Source organism: Pseudaquabacterium rugosum, assembly GCF_038066575.1.
In the GTDB taxonomy this organism is placed as follows: domain Bacteria; phylum Pseudomonadota; class Gammaproteobacteria; order Burkholderiales; family Burkholderiaceae_C; genus Pseudaquabacterium; species Pseudaquabacterium rugosum.
The window spans coordinates 160998-178914 of record NZ_JBBUTF010000006.1; the positions used below are offsets into that span (position 1 = coordinate 160998).

The 17917-nt window shown below is 67.1% G+C and carries 9 protein-coding genes; 2 read left to right on the forward strand and 7 right to left on the reverse strand.

Annotated features, from left to right (window positions below; all coding sequences use genetic code 11):
* Positions 1–27: 27 nt before the first annotated feature.
* The 5 genes from AACH11_RS08110 to AACH11_RS08130 all read right to left on the reverse strand — a co-directional run bounded on the left by AACH11_RS08110 (position 28) and on the right by AACH11_RS08130 (position 7898).
* Positions 28–3705: an SbcC/MukB-like Walker B domain-containing protein gene (locus AACH11_RS08110; protein WP_341373708.1), complete on the reverse strand. Its 3678-nt coding sequence runs from the start codon at positions 3703–3705 to the stop codon at positions 28–30.
* Positions 3702–4421, reverse strand: a complete 720-nt coding sequence (locus AACH11_RS08115) for a DUF4194 domain-containing protein (RefSeq protein ID WP_341373709.1) — start codon at positions 4419–4421, stop codon at positions 3702–3704. The genes AACH11_RS08110 and AACH11_RS08115 overlap by 4 nt, the downstream gene beginning before the upstream one ends.
* 13 nt (positions 4422–4434) lie before the next feature.
* On the reverse strand, positions 4435–5871 hold the full coding sequence (locus AACH11_RS08120; protein WP_341373710.1) for a Wadjet anti-phage system protein JetA family protein: 1437 nt from the start codon (positions 5869–5871) through the stop codon (positions 4435–4437).
* A 195-nt stretch (positions 5872–6066) separates the two neighbouring features.
* The gene (locus tag AACH11_RS08125; protein WP_341373711.1) at positions 6067–7164 is read right to left on the reverse strand and encodes a 2-dehydropantoate 2-reductase; all 1098 of its coding nucleotides are present in this window, start codon (positions 7162–7164) and stop codon (positions 6067–6069) included.
* Positions 7165–7205: 41 nt separating this feature from the next.
* Positions 7206–7898, reverse strand: a complete 693-nt coding sequence (locus AACH11_RS08130) for a dienelactone hydrolase family protein (protein WP_341373712.1) — start codon at positions 7896–7898, stop codon at positions 7206–7208.
* A gap of 387 nt (positions 7899–8285) precedes the next feature.
* On the opposite strand from AACH11_RS08130, the gene AACH11_RS08135 reads away from it, so the two are divergent.
* Positions 8286–10448 (forward strand): phage integrase family protein, encoded by a 2163-nt coding sequence (locus AACH11_RS08135; RefSeq protein ID WP_341373713.1) that lies wholly within the window; start codon positions 8286–8288, stop codon positions 10446–10448.
* 2678 nt (positions 10449–13126) lie between these two features.
* Here AACH11_RS08135 and AACH11_RS08140 read toward each other — a convergent pair.
* Positions 13127–14224, reverse strand: coding sequence for a ParB/RepB/Spo0J family partition protein (locus AACH11_RS08140; RefSeq protein ID WP_341373714.1), 1098 nt, complete (start codon positions 14222–14224; stop codon positions 13127–13129).
* Between the two features lie 73 nt (positions 14225–14297).
* On the reverse strand, positions 14298–15542 hold the full coding sequence (locus AACH11_RS08145; protein ID WP_341373715.1) for an AAA family ATPase: 1245 nt from the start codon (positions 15540–15542) through the stop codon (positions 14298–14300).
* Positions 15543–16275: 733 nt separating this feature from the next.
* Between AACH11_RS08145 and AACH11_RS08150 the strand changes: the two genes are divergently transcribed.
* Positions 16276–17910 (forward strand): RepB family plasmid replication initiator protein, encoded by a 1635-nt coding sequence (locus tag AACH11_RS08150; RefSeq protein ID WP_341373716.1) that lies wholly within the window; start codon positions 16276–16278, stop codon positions 17908–17910.
* Positions 17911–17917 lie beyond the last annotated feature (7 nt).

Consider the following 17917-nt stretch of genomic DNA (forward strand, 5'->3'; position numbering starts at 1 on the left):
GGCGATCCCGTCGGTTGGAACCAGGCCTCAGTCATCACCGCCTGTCACCGGTCGCGGGATGTCCGAGACGTCAGACGGCGCGTTCCCTCGTTGCATGGCTTCGTGAGCCAGTCGCCCGGATTCCCGGGCTTGCTCCGCGTGCGCTGCCCAGAGCCTGGCCAAGGGCTCACGCTTGAGCGTCTTCTCCTGAACCTCACTGACGAACAACTCGGCGCCATCCCGGGAAGCCAGCACCTTGGAGAAGGTGAACTCCTTGTCGAACTCTGGCTTGACGGCCCCGGACTTTGAAGTCGGCATGGCCACCACCAGCTGCAAGCCCAGGCTCCGCGACAAGAACTGAAGCACGCTGCGGGACCGTGATTCATCCATCTTGGAGAACGCCTCATCCGACAACATCAGGCGCAGCGCCGGTGCGCCGCGGCGATCACGACCGAAGTGCCCGAGCGCGTGTGCCAACACGGCTGAGCGGATGACGTAGAACGGTGTTTCCAGCTCGCCACCCGATCCGGTGCCCCAGGTGGACAGCTTGGTCTGCCCGACAGGGCTGTGCCGGATGATGTCGTAGCGGCGGTAGTTGCGATAGTCAGCAAGTTCCTTCAGGGCACGCTCCGAGGCGCCTTGGTCATTGGCCAGCAACAAGCGACGGATGTCCTGTGCCGTCAGACGGTGCTCGTCACTCAGCCTGGGTGAGTCGAAGATGGATCCGCTGTCCTTCTCCAGACTGTCCACCAATCCTTCCATGGCCTCGAAGAACTCGAACACCTTTTGCAGCCGCGGCACCCAAGCCCATTCCAGCTCGAAGGTGTCGGTGCCGAATCGGATGTTCTTCAACTCCCGGTTGAGCTTCTGCAGCGTGGATGCCCCCTGGCGAACTTCATCGCGCACCTTGAAGCAGAAGCTGGTGGTGAACACCGTGTTGAAGCGGGTCTCGGCATCCCTCAACCTCGTCAGGTTCTCGGCCAGGCCGATGGATCGCTGACGACGAACCTGCTCGTTCACGACCTGTCGCAGGCCGATCACGGGCGGCAGCAAGGCTTCGATGCGGTCGAAGCTCTTGGGCGGGTCGGTGTACAGGAAACGTTCCTGGTCATTTCGAACACCGATCAAATAGGTCTGGACGCAGGAGGACAGCTCGCGCAGCGAGGCAGGCAGACGTTCAGCGAGACTGCTGACCCGCTGGCGCAGCGCATCCAGCGTCACTTCGGGGCTGTCGGCCAGGTCCTTGGCCTCATCCAGCAACTGCGCCTCGGTCGCGAGCTCCGGCGCGCCCTGGACGAAGCGGGTGGCCCAGACCGTGGCATTGGTACGCTCCAACTGCAGGGATGGAATGCGGTCCTGCAGGCTCTTCTCGCGTGCGCCCAGGTCCTTCAGGGTCTTGTTGTTTTCTCCGACCTGCAGAATCTCTGCGTCGTACGCCTTCCTGGACTCCTGGATGCGCGCCTCGATCTGCTGCCTTTGCGTCTCCAGACCTTCGATCGCCGACAGATCCAATGCGGCCAGGGCCTGGGCCGCATGGGCGTACTGCAGCTGACTGGTGAGGACCGCCTCCATCAACGGCGCCAAGGGCGTGAATGCCACACCGTTGAACATGCGCAGGACCAGGTTCAACGAATTCTGCAGCTGCTCGACCTTGCGGATCTCGGCGGTCAGTCGCGACAACTCCTGCTCGCACCAGGCCAGACGCCGCTTTCGCGTCGCCTCACCGAACGCCAGGTCGTGGTCGGAGGCCCGGCAAGAGAACATGCCGTAGCCCCGGCTGCCGATGCCAGCCTCCATCAGACCTTGAGGCGTGCGTGCAAGCTCGTCCTCGGAGTCCACCTTGCGCACCCTGCCGTACTGGGCCAACAGAAAGGCCTTGGCAACGGGGTGCACGCACACCAGCTCGTGCAGCACCGCTCGCGCCTCCGGCGCGCGACCTCGCGTGTCTTCGATCGCTTTGCTGCCTTGCACGACCTTCGGTGAGCGCACGGGAAACCGGCGTTTCACCAGGCGTGTGCAAGGCGCTTCGAATCCCGCCTCCACGATCAAGGCAAAGCGGTCGCCGCCCATGTAGCCCTCGATCGCGTTCTGCCAACTGCTGCCCTCCTTGGGTTCGACGAGTTGCGACAGGATGTGCGGCCGCGCCTGAGGCAGCTCTCGCTCGATCAGGTCGAGCGCTGTGCGCACATCCGGGGGCGCAGGAGGTTTGCCCGCCTGCAGTTGGCGCAATTCAGCGTCGCGCTGCGCCTTGTCATCCGCCAGGGTGGCCAGTTGCTGACCCGCGGTCGTCAAGGCCTTGACGACCGCGCCGGCCAGCGCCTCGTCATGGCCTCGAATCCCGTGCTCCAGCCGGCCAAGATCCCCGTCGAAGCTCTCCAGATCGAAAGCCGGGAACACGGCGTCCAGCCGGGCGTCCTGGCTGAGCGTCGCGAACAGCTCAGGCCAGGGCTTCAGAACGGCCAGGGCCGCCGGTCGAAGTGCGGCCACCGCAGCCTCCAGCGCGGGCGCTTGGGCAAGCGCCAATCCAAGCAGGCGTTCCAGATGCGCCACCATGCTGGCCAGGCCCTTGGCCGCCTGGCCCACGGCAGCCCAGTGGCGGCGGAACTGGTCCTGCAGCGTGCGAACCTCGCTTTCCAAGGCCGACTTGCGCTGCGCCACGTCGCTGGCGGCCAACTTGGCCTTGATGCCATCCAGCTGCTCGGTCAGCTGCGCCTGGCCCTCGCGCAAGCTCTGGAGCCGCTCCTCCAGCAACTGGTTGCGCTTGTGCTGGAACGCCATCTGCCGATGCACGGACTCCAGCTCGGACTCGGCCTCATCCAAAGCACGCATCGAGTGGGCCATGCTGTGCACGACATACCGACGTGAGTCGTCAATGACACGTGCGGCCGCGGCCTCAACCGATTCCAAGCGCTCGATGTTCTGTTGCAGTCGCTCGGCCTCCGCCTTGAGGCCGGCCATCGACCGCATCAGCTCGCGCATCTTGTCCAGGTCCCGACTGAAGTCGTGCGCGTCCAGGATCTCGTCTCGAACCAGGTCGTTGACGTTTCCCAGCTCCTTGTAGGCCATGGCCTTCACGATCGACTTCGCGGCACGGAAGGCTTCAGGCTCCGAGACCGCCGTCTTGCCCATCATGGCGCCGTACAGGTGCGTGAGGTAGCTGCTCTTGTCCTCGAAGCGCTGCACGACCTCGGGGCCCACGCGCAGTTGGTGCTGCAGATGCAGGTAGAGGTCCTTGACCGGCACCGCAACGGGGTGCATGCCCTCCGCCGTGCGCAACAGAAGCTGCTGCAAGTCGAGCGCACGGCGCACGATGAAGAAGAGACTGCGGGACAACACCGCCTTGGCAGCATCTTCGTACGCCTCGACGCCGACCAGAGCGGTCAAGGGCTGGGCCTGCTCCCCCACGCTGTCCGAAGCCTCGAACATCAGCGCGACGTAGCTCGTCGAGCGCTTGCGCAGGAAGACGCCATCGGCCTGCTGGCCGAGCGCGTAGGCGGCCAGGGTTCGGGGCTCCTTGCCACCGCGCCTGCTCTGTGTGGATTCGTCCTGGCCAATGTTGAACTGCACCAGGTGGTGGTGCGCTGCGGTGAGCAGCGTCTGGATCGAGTCCAGCAAGGTCGACTTGCCCGATCCCGACTCGCCCGTCAGCAGCACCGTGTCGGCAAATGGCCACTCCCTAGCCTCCAGCGAACCCCACTGCCAGGTGATGAGCTTGGAGATTTTCATCGTCCGGCCCTCTCGGGGGTATCGGAGGTATCGGGCCGGAGCTCTGCGGACGGCCGACCCTTCGCGCGCCCCGCAGCCGCTTGCGCGGCCAGTGCCAGCGCATCCTCCAGCGCCTCGTCGCTGACGTAGCTCATTACGGGCCGCAGCACGCTCAGCAGCATCTCCATGCTGCCGGCACCTTCACCATCGTTGAAGCGCACGATCCGGTGCTTGCGCAGGTCTCGCAGCAGCGAGAGACGGTCGGCTACCGAAGACGGAAGCTGGTGCGCCAACAGCGATACGACCGACTGGGACAACTCCTCCAGACTGATCACCAGCACTTCATTGATCAGCTCGCGCTTGCCGGTCAGCGCCTCGGTGTACAGGAAGCGCAGAGCAATGGCCGCAGCCACAAAGTCACGCGACAGACGCGCCTTCAGCCGCTTCACGCCTTCCTCGTCACCGTCACCGCCCTCGCCCGGTGGGTAGAGGCGAAAGATCGTCGCATCCGGATCGTGCGTCAGAACGAAGCCGATGGCGGCGAAGTACTCGCGCAGCAGTTGCTCGCACTGTGCGGCGTCGTCATACAGCGCAGACTCGGGGCGGGAATAGTCTCGCCACAAGACGCCCGAGGCCATCAGCCGGCCCGCGAGCTCGGCGAACCGGTCCGCCTTGACGTTGCCTGCGCCTTCGGTCTTCAGGCGCTCTTCGATGACCTGTTGGAGAGATAGCAGCATGTGGGTCCGCCCATCAAGTCTCACCACGGGCCAGCGCCGACAGGTCGGCTTCCAGCTCGAAGTTGTCTGCGGAGAAGTACGGCGTATCGAACACCTCGGCCTTCTTGTGGGCCTTCAGGAAGCGCTTGCCCTCGCTGGAGCGGGCCGCGCCCACAGCATGCATGACGCGCACGGCCTCGAGCGCATTGGTGACCGGCAGTTGGTCAAGGGACACCCGTCCTTCGCGAAGATGGGGCAGCAATCCCGTCAGCACCTCCTGGTCGCTGAAGGCGAATGCTTCGGCCTCGGCCCGGCGCATGGCCGCCTCGATACGACTGGCCTCGTCCACGATCAGGGGAGCGAGCGGGCCGTGTTCGGCCTCGCGGTCGCGCACCGTCCAACGCAACGCGGCGCCGGGCAGTCTCAGCTCGGCCGTACCCAATCGGGTCGCCAGGGCATCCAGGAAATCTTCGCGCTCCGGTTGCGGCTGCTCTTTCAGCAAGCTCATCGCCCGTCCCAGCGGTGATGTCGCGCTGTAGTCCAGGGAGAGCGCTTGCCGCAGCAGGCTGGTGAACCGACGAACATAGTTGTTCATCTCCGAGCGCAGCATGGGCAGCTTCAGGCTGCAGGCCGCCTCGACCAGGCTTTCTATGCGGTCGCAAAGCCACAAAGTGGGGCTACGGAGCTGCACCTGTGTTTCTAGCCACGACGCGCGCTGCAAAAGGTTGGCATCCACGCCCAAACGGGCCACCTCAGGTATCAAACGGATCTGGTCCAGCAGTTCCACGATCTGCCCGCGGTGCCGCTCAGCCGAGTCGGCCACGAGGCGGACGGCATACTCCTTCGCAAAGCGCTTTTCGATGAACTCGTTGAAGTCGCTCCAGGCGATCTTCTGTTCCAACGCCTCGCGCGTCAGGCTCTGGATGAGCAAGCGGAAGTACTCGATGTCGTCCTGCAGGTCTTGCACCACTCGTGCGGCAAAGTCGTAGCCATCGAGCAGTTCGTCCACGTCCTGACTGGACGCAAACGCTGCCAGCGCCTTCTTCGCGGATCGCATGTTTCTCTGGCGGGTGCGGGCGCGTGAGTTGTCAAGGTTGGAAAGAACCTCCGACACCTCCTTGCCGGCCCGGGTCATCTTCAGCGTGGGCTTGAGGTCGATCGGGTCCTTGTAGTCCTCGATCCAGCCATGCTCTTTCAGTTTGCGCAGCAGTTCACCCGCATAAGTGCGCTCTTCCGCAGCCGACACCGTGCGACCTGGCTCGAACACGACGGCCCTGAGGGCGGGATCGGACAAGACCTGGAAGACGATGGTCAACACCAGATCCCGAGTGAGTGTTTCAGAGTAGTCCGCATTCGGGCCCTGCACACGGTCGTACAGACTACGCAACACGGCGGCGCAACATTCGCGATCGGTGTGAGTCAGCGGCCGGAAGAACTGCTCTCGCTTGCCGGTGAAGAATGACGGGGTCATGGCAGGGTCACTTCAACCTCGTCGTCAAGAGGCAACGCTGTGGCCTCGGGCTGCACCAGCCCGGGGTTTCGCGCGGGATGTCTTGGCGCCGAGCAGCCATCGAATCCTGCGCCGGCTGATCGTGCGTCGACAGTTCGCTGGCGTTGCGCAGCATCATGCCCTTGGTGACCTGCAGCCTCGGCTGAAATCGTCTTGTCATCTCCGCACCTTACTGGATGGCGAGATGTTGCATTCCGGACCTGCGACCGCCGGCAAGGAGCAGGTGCTCAGTCCGATGCCCGTGTCGGGCTGCGTGGCTCGCAGCACCTCGGGATAGAGCCCCTGCACGCGGCCGAACAGCCGCGTCAGGCCCAGCAGCGCATCGACATGCGGCGTGGGGATGGCCAGTCGCAGGCCGATCTCGCGCACGGCGCCGACGATGGCATCGAGCTCGATCGGGCGGCCCGCATCCGCGTCCTGCAGCATCGAGGTGCGGAAGGCCCCGAGCCGGGCCGTGACGGCATGGCGGTCCTCCGGCGTCTGGTCGATCGGGCACGCGATGCGCGCGCCGATGGTCTGGGCCTCGGCCATGGCGGCCGAGCAGAAGTCGCGCACCAGCGGATCGGCCAGTACGCGATCGATGGTGGCGCCGGTCAGGGCCGAGACCGGATTCATCGTCAGGTTGCCCCACAGCTTGTACCAGAGGGCACTGCGGATGTCGGTCGACAGCGTGGCCTCGAAGCCGGCATGGGCCAGCAGGTCGACCGTTTGCTGCGCGCGGCCACTGCTGCCGCCGGCCGGCTCGCCGACGATCAGGCCCTGCCCCATCGCATGCTGGACCAGGCCGGGCTCGGGCTGTGCGGTGCTGGCATGCACGACACACCCCAGGACCTGCGCCAGCGGAATCGCACGGGCGATGCGGCCGCCGGGGTCCACGCTGTCCAGCGGCGCATCGGCCAGGGCCGGCACGGCGGCACCGAACCACCAGGGCACGCCGTTCATCGCCGGCAGCACGCGGGTGTGCGGTGCCAGCAGCGGAGCGATGCGTGCGGCCACCTCGCCCAGCGCCTGGCCCTTGACGGCGATGATGACCAGATCCTGCGGACCGAGAGCAGCCGGCTCGTCCGATGCGATGGCGTGCGCCTGGATCAGCTGTCCGCCCATGCGCAGGCGCCAACCGTGCTCGCGCAGCGCGGCCAGCGTCGCACCGCGGGCCAGTGCGCTGACCCGGGCCCGGCCGGCCGCAGCCAGCCGCGTACCGATGAAGCCGCCGATGGCGCCCGCACCGACGATGCACACCCGTGTCTCGCTCATGCCTGGATCCTCAGTCTTGCCGTTGTGGGTGATCGCCGCGCTCAACCGAGCGTGCGGCCGAGAAAGCGCAGCGTGCGGTCCCAGGCCATCTGCGCCCAGGTCGGGTCGTACTGGGTGATCGCGATGCGGTTGCGGCCGGTGGCCGTCTCGTTGGCGAAGGCGTGGTGGGCCATGTAGCGGTGCGGGGTGTAGTCGACACCAGCCTCGGCCAGCCGGGCGTCGAGGGCGTCCACGCTCTCGATCGGGAAGGCGCCGTCCTGCGTCGCCCAGTGGGCCATCACCGGCACCTTCAGTCGGGTGGCGTCCAGGTACTCGAGCGGCGGCAGCCCGTACCAGACCACGCCGGCATCGGCCTCGGGCACGTTGGCCAGCGCCAGCAGCGTCAGCGCGCCGCCCATGCAGAAGCCGGTCACCCCGACCTTGGCGCAACCCTGCGACTTCAGGTGCTGCACGGCGCCACGGATGTCCTGCCCCGCGGCATCGCCGAAGTTCAGGCCGGTCATCAGATGGTGCGCCTCCTCGGCCTCTACCGTGCTCTGGCCACGGTAGAGATCGGGCACGAGGGCGATGTAGCCGGCATCGGCCAGCCGGTCGGCCACGCCTCGGATCTGGTCGTTCAGGCCCCACCACTCCTGGATCACGACGATGCCAGGGCCCTGGCCACTCGCCGGCGTGGCGAGATAGCCCTGGACGGTGGCGCCATCGGGGCGGGTGAACTGGATGGTCTGTCCCATGGGAAGGTCTCCGGTGAAAGCGGGGACCGAGCGTAACGGACCCGCATGTCGGCGTGCAGGCTGGATCGGCCATGCCCTTGATCCCGGCGGGATGCAGCGCCCGCCGCAGGCGGATCCCCCACCCGGAGGCCGACGGCCCGCACAGGCCCTGTTCCGACGGCGGCGCCCGTCAGCACCACCGCACTTTCAAAAGCAGGGTGTGATGGAAAATCCGATAGAGTTCAGGCGCTGGCATGCAGTTCGACCCCCTGGGTGCTGGCCGACCCTTCGCCTTTGCCCATCATGCTTGCGTCCAGGCCCCACACACCGCCCCAGAACGCCGAAAACAAGCCTGAACCCGCGTCATCGGCACCACGCGGGCGCCCGCCGGGCCGCTCGACGCAGGTGATGCACGCCAGCGGACAGCTGGGGCGGCATCACTTCGCCTTTCTGCGCGCCCTGCTGGACGGCATCTCGCTGGAGCGGGCATGGCAGCTCTACATGGCGTTCACCGGCGGACCACAGGACCTGCGCTACTACCGGCACCGCTTGCAGCAGCTGGTGCAGGTGCTCGCCCATGACGGTGCCCGCCCGCCATCCGCTGCAGCCGACGGCGATGCCGAGCGCCTTGCACGAGCCTTGAAACCCTGGCTGACGGGCCGGATGAGCGGCACGGCGCCGCAGAGCGCGCCCCGCGCCGCATCGCCCGCACCAGAGGCCGACACCGCGGCGCCCGGCTCACCGGTCCTGTCCTACGAGGACTGGCGCCTCAGCGTGTGCGACGAAGCCGGCATCGACGACGACTTCTACAGCGAACAGGAGTGGCAGGAGCTGCATGCCGACGCCCTGACGCGCGGCGAGGTGCGCAGCCCGCCGATCACGACGAAGGGCACCTCCGGCGTCAGCCTGGCCGAGTTGCAGGCCACGACCACTGCCATCACCCGGCTGCTGCAGCAGGACGAGGCGCTGGGCGTCGCGCCGGGCCAGATCCCCGGCACCCGCCAGCAGGAGCGTCTGCAGGCCCAGAGCGCCGTCGCACGGCTCGAAACAAGGCTGGCCCAGGCGCCACAGGCCACGGACACGACGTCGCGCTGGCTGGTACCGGCGCTGTGCCGCACGCTGCGGCGCGCCGGTATCCGCACATTGGGTGATCTGACACGCCACATCCACCGGCACGGCGTGCACTGGCATCGGCCCGTCACCGGGCTGGGCATCGCACGGGCCCGGACGCTGGGCCGCTGGCTGGCCGACGCGGAGCTGGCGGGCTTGGGGAGCAGGTGCGCGGCCGTGACCGATCGCGCTGCGCGAGGCTCGGCGGGCACGGTCAGGGCCGATGCGGCGCGTGGAATGCAGGCGTCTTTCGAGGGTGCGGTCGGGGTGGGGGCGACGGGCGTGGCGGCCACCACGCGCGCCGTGTTCGACCCCACGATCAGCCCGCGCCTGGACCCCGCCCATGCATCCGTCCAGGCCTGGCTGAGCCGCTACAGCGGCCCGACGCTGCGCGACTACAGCCGCAGCGCGGACCGGCTGATGCGCTGGTGCCTGCAACGGCGTCGCATCCCCCTGGCGCGCCTGCAGCAGGCCGATCTGGACGCCTGGCTCGCCTTCATCGCCGCGCCGGATCCGGGCTGGATCCAAGCCCGACAACGGCCGCGTGAGCATGCCGACTGGCGCCCCTTCCGCGGGCCGCTGAGCCCGGCCAGCCAACGTCAGGAACGCGTCGCGCTGTCCAGCCTGCTGGCCCATCTGCACGGCACCGGCCTGCTGGCACGGCCGCTCGACCTGCAGCCGGCCGGATCCGACGCACTGCCCCCGGCCCGCAGCGACGACAGCCGCAGCCTGGATGCGCGCGACTGGGCCTTCATCCACCAGGTGCTGCAGGAGCGTCCCGACTCGCCCTGGCGCACGCGCCTGGCCCTGCTGCTGGCGCTGGCCGGGCCCGCGGGCCTGCGCCTGTCCGAACTGGCCGTGGCACGGCTGCAGGACCTGCAGCCCGGCCCCGGAGCACCGGCAGGCGGATGCTGGCTGCTGATCGGCGCGCGGCGGGCCACGGCGAACACGGTGAGCATGCCGGCGCGCCAGCGCCGGGTGCCGATCAGCGCCGAGGTGCTGGCCCTGGTGCACCGCCACCACCGCGACATGGACGCTGGCGGCCTGGGCTACGAGCCGGCCCAGTTGCGCGTGCAGGGCCTGCCCGAGCCGGTGGTGCGCTCGCCACAGGCGCTCGCCGGCCCCCACCGCGACGAGACCGTGCTGGACGACTGGCGGCCACTGATCGGCATTCTCAAACGGCCACCACCACGTGCCCGCCGCGATGCGGGCATCGCCCCCGCCCCCCGCTTCGACAGCGAGGACGGGTACGCGCAGGACGACACCGGGCAATCCGACCGCCACGGCGCCCTGGAGCGCTCGGCCTTGTACCAGGCGCTCAAGCGCTTCTTCCGCGACGTGGCACGCCAGGCGGCCGGACGGCCGGGCGCGCCCGATCCGGTGCGCTTTCTGCGCGCCTCCACGCACTGGCTGCGCGGTGCGGAGCAAGCCGCGGGGCCGATCACCGAGCGTTCCCCGTGACGGATCGGCCAATGTGAGGGGATTTGGGGATGTCCGTGGCATCTCCCGATGTGCCTGTTTTTCTGGCGTTCCCCTCGGTGGATGCACGATGTGTGAGGGGATTTGGGGTTCTGAATCGGGCGTTTGCGGCCTCTGGCACGCGCTTTCCACCGTTCAGAGCGGGCGCCGGACCGGCCCTTGCCCTGAAATGTGAGTGGATTTGGGGTTTATCGCGGGCGTTGGAGGGGATTTGGGAATCTTCTGTGGCGTGATCGGAGGGTGGCCCTCCGTTCGCTGACCTTTGCCGAGGGCTGGATTGACTGCCTGCGGTCTTCCGAAACTGTTGACCGGCGTGAGGCTCGGGTCATCAGGGGCTGAAACCGTCTAATCGAGGTGTTCCAGCCCTGGGGGATGCTTGCTGCGTCACGAGGGAATGGGACGCTGGCAACCGGGTTGCCAGTCCGGGGACGTTGAACCGGATGATGGATGGCTTGGCGGCCGGCCATTGCCAATGGCAATGGCACACACCGGTCGTGTGGCGACGTGGATGGCGGCATCCATCGGCGGAGCGTCCACCGATGGCCGCAGAAGGATGTCGCAGCTTCGCTGCGGATCTCGGCCGTCGTCTTCTTCCTCGCGCTGGAGATGAGGCATCGGCCTGTTGTCGGGATTCGGGGCGGGCCGACCGGGGGACATGACGATGCAAAGCTCAACGAACGTTGCATCCTGGCCGATTCAACATGGCTTCGCTTCGACCAAAAGCTCGCCGGCACCAGCCGGATAGGCGGAGAGCGCCGCCTGTTCGGGCGCTCTTGATGTGCAGCACCAGAACCGCTCTCGCCTTCTGCCCGAGGCGGCCCGATGGCAAGCGCCCTTGAATTTCTTTTGACTGGACAAGGCCTTGCCAGCTGATCCGCCCCAGAGAACGCCGCCATCTGCATGCGTACGTGGCTCGGATCGAGATGTGGCGACTGCGGCACGCCTGCTACTTTGTGAAGCGGGAGCACGGGCACTGACGGATTCAGTCACAGCGATGAGCCAACCAGTGCCTGCCACGGAACGCGCTCCAGGGATCGGCGCGATCTCTCGCTCCGTGTTGCCCTGCAGCTGTCGCCTGGCGTCCGTGCGATCCGTCGTTTAAGCGTGGGAAGTTAAACGGCACGACGAATGGGCGTAGCTGGTCAGGAATCCTCGCCGAGGAATCGGGCATCCCCTGAGGGATCAGATCTCAGCAATTGTTGGCTGACGACGCCTAGCGGCCTGTGTCGTGTCCCGCAGGCATGGTCGGGATGACAGTGTTTGCCCGGTTCCGCAGAAGGTGTTGCCCACGTGGTCCGTGGTCCGTGGTCCGTGGTCCGTGGTCCGTGGTCCGCGACCATAAGTGCTTGCTGCGGGAAGAGATTTCCCACTAGCTTCGGCAGTCGCAGAGGTCACCTTCAGGCCATCGCAAGCGATGCATGCCGAACCGTGGCAACCCGGTTGCCACGATGGCGAAGCACCCTGCGAGCTCATCGCTGTGCATCGAGCGGGTTCTCCCTGCGCCACTGGCAACCGGGTTGCCAGGAAGACTGCCGGCACCTCCGGTGCAGCGTCACGCCATCGCTGCCGGGGGTAGCCCAGCCGATGCAAATGCAGACACGACGCCTCTTGCACGCAGGGACTGCCAAGCGGCCGCATCTGTACCTGGACAGCCGCCCATAGATCCGGACCACAGCGCTGCGGACGCAGTCATCGCGCCCAGGTCGTCCGGAGCAAGAATCAGGTTCTGGCAACCCGGTTGCCACCTCTGCACCAAGTGACGATGGTCTCATCACCCTCTCAGACGAGACGTTCCCCGTTGGCAACCCGGTTGCCACCGAACCCCGTGATTCGACCGCCGAACGTTGTGAACCGTCCATCCGCGGACGCACCACCGACGTCCATCGAGATCGAGCGCGGCCCGTACTGAGCGAACCGAGCAGCAGAGCGTCTGCGCCACGCTGGCAGAAGCAGGCCGAATGTGCTCAACGACGGACCTGGCCAAGCTGACCTGATCAGACCCAGTCCAAGGCACGCGCCTGCTGGTCCTTGCCAAGAACCTTCAGCCCCACCCCGCCAAAACATCAGCCGTTCAGCCGCAAGGGCGCTCTGGCAACCGGGTTGCCACAGGATCGGTACTCACTCCAGCCCCCTGTCGCAGACGATCTGCGACCTCGATGCATCGCGGCGTCGCACCTAGCACGCAAGCAACAGAAACGGCTCACGAAACGAGATCCACCACTGCTGGATGAACAGAGGGCCGACTCAGCACAACCGACGACCATTCCGATCGCACACCGACCGCGAAGGCCGTCCCCGTGAACGACATGCCCCGGCGGATGAACCCGTCAAACCGCGGGCACAGCACACAGGTTCGGAAGCACGGCCTACAGACGGACAAGAACGTGGGCTGGCGCGTAGACAGCGACCCCCTGGGGATACCTCTGGGCCGCGGGATCGGAAGCTCGCGCCGAGCGACTCCACGGCCGGAGGAACCCGGCACACCCACAGCAACAGCAACAGCAACAGCCTCGACCATCACCCTGGCTGTCGGCCACACCGCACCACCGAGGCACCACCGAGGCAGCACCGCGGATCACCGAGGATCCGCCAGCTCACGCTTCAAGCCGAGTCTGGCGCCCGGCCTCCCCGGGTCCACGCCAGCCCTCGCCGATCCGGCATCAGGCCGCCGAGGTGTCCTCACCCACTTGCTGCAGCGCACGGACCAGCGCCTGCGCGATGAGTCCGCCGTCCACCGTGCCGACGACACCCGGCTTGAGCTCGATGCTCAGCGCACCGGTGACGGCCTGACTCCAGCGGCCGACGCTGCGGCCGTCGAGCTCCAGCGGCCCGCCGATCGAGGTGCCGATGACGGCGGCGGCCGTCGGCGGTGCCAGCAACGCGCCCACCACCGCCGACGCGGACAAGGTGCGGCTGGCCTGGCGCAGCTTCTCGGCTCGCTTGAGCACGCCCTTGCGGTCGCGCTCCAGCGCCTGGTTGATCTGCCGTGCATGGCGATGCTGGATCTCCAGCGGCGAGGCGAAGCACTCGACGATGGGCTGTGGCAGGTCGGCCACCGCCAGCACATTGGAGACCCAGGTGTGCGAGACGCCGAGCGCCTCGGCCAGCCGCCGGTTCGACGGATAAAGGCTCTCGTCCAGCGCACGGCGGTACATCTGGCCTTGCTCGAAGGGCGACAGATCGGCACGCTCGCGGTTCTCGCGGTCCATCGCCGCGAAAACGTCCGCGTCGCTCATCGGCCCGGAATCGATGACCGCCGTCACCGCGATGCCCAGCTCCAGACAGGCGCGATGGCGACGATGACCGAAGACCACCTCGTACTGCCCCGGCTCGATCGGGTGCGGGCGCACCAGGATGGGCTGCACGTTGCCGCCGGCCTGGGCGATGTCCTGCTTCAGGCTCTCGAATGCCGCGCTGCGGAAGGCGGCATCGTGGCGATTGGCCCAGTGGCCGGGGTGGATGGTCGCCGGGTCGAGCTTGCGGGTGGGCAGCGCGCCCTCGTGCTCGCGCAGGCGCTCACGCAACTTGCCCAGCTCGCCTTCGGCGGCCAGCATCTGGTTGCGGAACTGGGCCATCTGGCCCGGGCCGGTCCGTGGTGCCGGTGAGCCGCCGGGCATGGCGGGGGCGAAGCGGGCGGGCTCGGCCAGCGCGGCCGGCGGCGCGACGAAGCCCGCCGCGGGCGCCGCCGCCGGAGGCAGGTTGACGGGCGTGGCCGTCAGATCGCCGGTCATCGCCAGCAGCTTGTTCTTGATGCTCATCTCTTGCTCCTCTTGCTGGGGGAGACCGCGTCTGGCAACCCGGTTGCCAGCAGTGGCCTGCCCCGACCGGCGATCAACCGCCGGCGGCCACGCGCTTGCGCCAGGTCTCGACGATCGATTCCTCGACCAGGTCGACGAAACGGTCGTAGGCGTCGACCGCCCGCTTGTAGGTCTTGGCCGAGCCGTCGTACTTCTGGACGTCGTACACGGTGGCGAACTCGGCGGCCTTGTTGCTGGTCACCGTGGTCTTCGGAATCTCGACCGGCAGCACATATTCGCCATAGGTGGCCTGGATCCACTGCCGCACCGCCGGCGCAGCGGCATCGACATGGTCGACCCGGCTGAGCAGGATGTGCAGGAAGTCGAAGGTCTTGCGCATGCCCGCTGCCGCATCCTGATGATCGAGGTTGCTGCCCAGATCCGCGAGCAACGACCAGAACTGAGCCGAACTGGCGAAATCCAGGCCGGACGGCGGCACCGGCACCACCAGACCATCGGCCGCCCACAGCCCGTTGATCGTCACATAGGACAGCGACGGCGGCGTGTCCATGATGATGACGTCGTAGAAGTCGCGGATCGGCTCCATCGCCTGATTCAACACGTCCCAGAAACGGGCCTGCGGGTTGTTCATCTGGCGCGCCGGCAGCGCGAACTCGGCACCGAACAGGAAGGGGGCGGCCGCCACCAGATCCAGACCGTCCCAGTAGGTGGAGCGGATGGCCGGCGTGATGTCGTCGCTGGTGCCCTGGCAGATCAGCGAGATGGTCATCTCCTCGCTCACCTCGGCCTCGGGCAGGAGGCCGTGCAGCGTGGTCAACGAGCCCTGCGGATCGATGTCGATGGCCAGCACGCGGTGGCCACGCATGCTCAGGCCCTGGGCCAGCACCATGGCACTGGTCGTCTTGGAGACACCGCCCTTGAAATTGGCCACCGCCACGCAGATCGCGCGCTGGTCGGCCGGGCGCATGCGCTCGTGACGGTAGGTGCGAGCCCACTGACGGGTCTCGGCCAGCGTGAACTCGCGCTTGCCGCCGCTGGGCGTCAGTTGCCCGACCGGCAGATCCCCCTTGGTGACGCGATAGTTGACATGGGCCTTGTCGACGCCGCACAGCGCAGCGACCTGGGCCGTGCTGAACATCGGCGCCAGCTTGCGCGCCTCTGGCGCGAGCAGGCGACCGCGGATCTGCTCGACCATGCTGCCGGCCTTGGTGGCCAGGCCGAGGATGCGCTGCATGTCGATGGCCGAATCGGCCGGATCCGGAGCCGCCGCGGTCGTAGCGGGAACAGGGGCGGGAGGCGTGGCAGCCGGCGCGGACATGGCAACCGGGTTGCCAACGGTTTTCTTCGAGGACGGTGGCATCTTGAAAAACGTCGATGAACGACGATTAGACGGTTCTCGTCGAGTCTACCGTCAAGCATCGAATCAGACAGGAAAAGTGCAGTTCAATGTGGAGAGATTTTGGGGATCCACGGTCGAGCCCTCGCATCAGGCACCGGCCAGATCGGGCGCCAGCGGCTGCAGGTCCGCCATCCTTTGTCCCGAGCGCCCTGACGACGCCCGCCAGAACCCCAAAAGACCTCCAGTTGAGCTCCCGTTCGACGCCGCGGATCGCGCGCGATCGACCAGGATCCCCAAATCCACTCACATCATCCCCAAATCCTCTCACAGAGAACCCCAAAAGCTCTCCGCACAACGGCTCCAGAACCCCATGTCCACACACGGAGATCCCCAAATCCGCTCACCCGGCAACCCATATCCACTCCGGAAAACGAGATCAAACCCTTGTCAGAACTGGACTTTCGGGCCGTTCAACTATTCAACATCCTCAAGTGTTCCTTTCAACTCTTCAACCGCGCGCGGTCGTCGATGAACAAACACATCCCCAAATCCTCTCCGGGACCCGCACAGACCATGCGCGGTGATGGCGCACCGGTGTGGCGCCGACGATGCGTCCACAGGCCTGCGCACCATCGGCAGCGAACGGTGAGTTGACCGTTTCACCGTCGGCCCCTATCGTGTGAGGCCATCCACCTCCCCGATTGCCATCGCCGTGAGCCGGCCGACCCGCACCCGCAAGGCCGCTCCGGCCGCCGCGCCTGTCGATGACCCCTCCGACGCGCCAGCCCAGACTCCCGCCCACGGCCTCATGCCGGAGGCCGGACGCGCCAACCCCCACGGTCTGGCCGCCTTCGAGCCGCGGGACCTGCGCGACCCCCGCCGCGAGGACCAGACCGTCTCCAAGGCGAACGAGGCCATCGCGATCCGCCCCAAACGGGGCAAGCTGACGTTGCTGTCACGCCGCATCTACAACGCACTGCTGTATCACGCACAGCGCAACGGCGTCGAACAGCCCAGCTACACGATCAACCTGTCGGAGCTGATCGGCGACGCGCGCTTCACCTCCAACAACACCGAACTGCTCAAGACCCACATCCGGGACATGCAGGCCACCACCATCGAGTGGCACACCAGCATCGGCGAGCAGCGCCAATGGACCTCGACCCAGTTGTTGGGCACGGTACAGATCCATGAGCGCGGGCGGGGCGTGCCCTGCACCATCACCTGGTCCTATCCGGAGGCCATCCGCGAGCGTCTGGTCAAGCCCGCGCACTACACCAAGGTGTTTCTCGAGATCAGCGCGCAGATGCGCACCTATGCGGCCTCCGTGCTCTACGAGCTGGGCAACCGCTACCTGACCTCACCGGGCCGGCTGACGATGCGCGAGGACCTGGTGTGGTGGGCCTCCGTGCTGACCGGCCGCAGCGACATCGAGACGGTCGACTACCGCATCCTGCGGCGCGACGTGATCAAGAAGGCACTGGTCGAGCTCGACACGCTCAACGACGGCTTCAGCATGGAGGTGGTCGAGCACAAGCGCGGGCGCAAGGTCGAGCAGCTGCAGTTCCGCGTCGTCCCGAAGGCCCAGGCCTCGCTGGCCGGCATGGAGCAGGGCAACCGCAATGTCTTCGACCTGCAGCTGGTCGAGCGCATCGTGGCCCTCGGCCTGCGGCGCACCGATGCGCAGGACCTGTATGCATCGACCGACGAGGGTGCGCTGCGCGCGGCCGTCGAGCATGTGGAGGCCCGCATGCGCAACACCGGCCAGTCACCGCTGGAGTCGCCTCCGGCCTATCTGCGTGACGCGCTGCGCAAGGGCTATGCGGGGCAGGGCGGCCAGGCGGCGTCTTCCGGTGGTGCATCGGCGACGATGGCACAGACGACCTCCGTACGGCCGTCCCATGCACCTCAGATGGCAAGTCAGGCTGCTGGCACAGGCTCATCCACGCAGATTCCGGATGGATCCTCTGCGCGGCCGGCTACGGCTCAGGGTTCCTATCCCGGCACCGTGGCGGGCGCATCCGCTGAGCCGGTCGCTGTCGCCGAGGAGATCCCGTTCCAGGAGAAGCTGCGCCGCCTGCGCGACGACTGGGAGACCAGCCGTGCCCAGGAGGCGCGTGAGCGCTTCGATGCGGTGGACGAGGCGCGTCGTCAGGTGCTGATGCAGCGCTTCACCGACGAGCGTGCCCACGAGCTGCCGGCACCCGTGGCCCGCAGCTGGCACAAGAGCGGGCTGCGCAGCCGCATCGCCATCGGTTCCTTCCACAAGTGGCTGGCGACCGAGTTCTGGCCCGATCCGGTGACCGACGTGCAGCTGCTGGAGTTCGCGCTGCGGCGCAGCCGCTGAGCCCCGC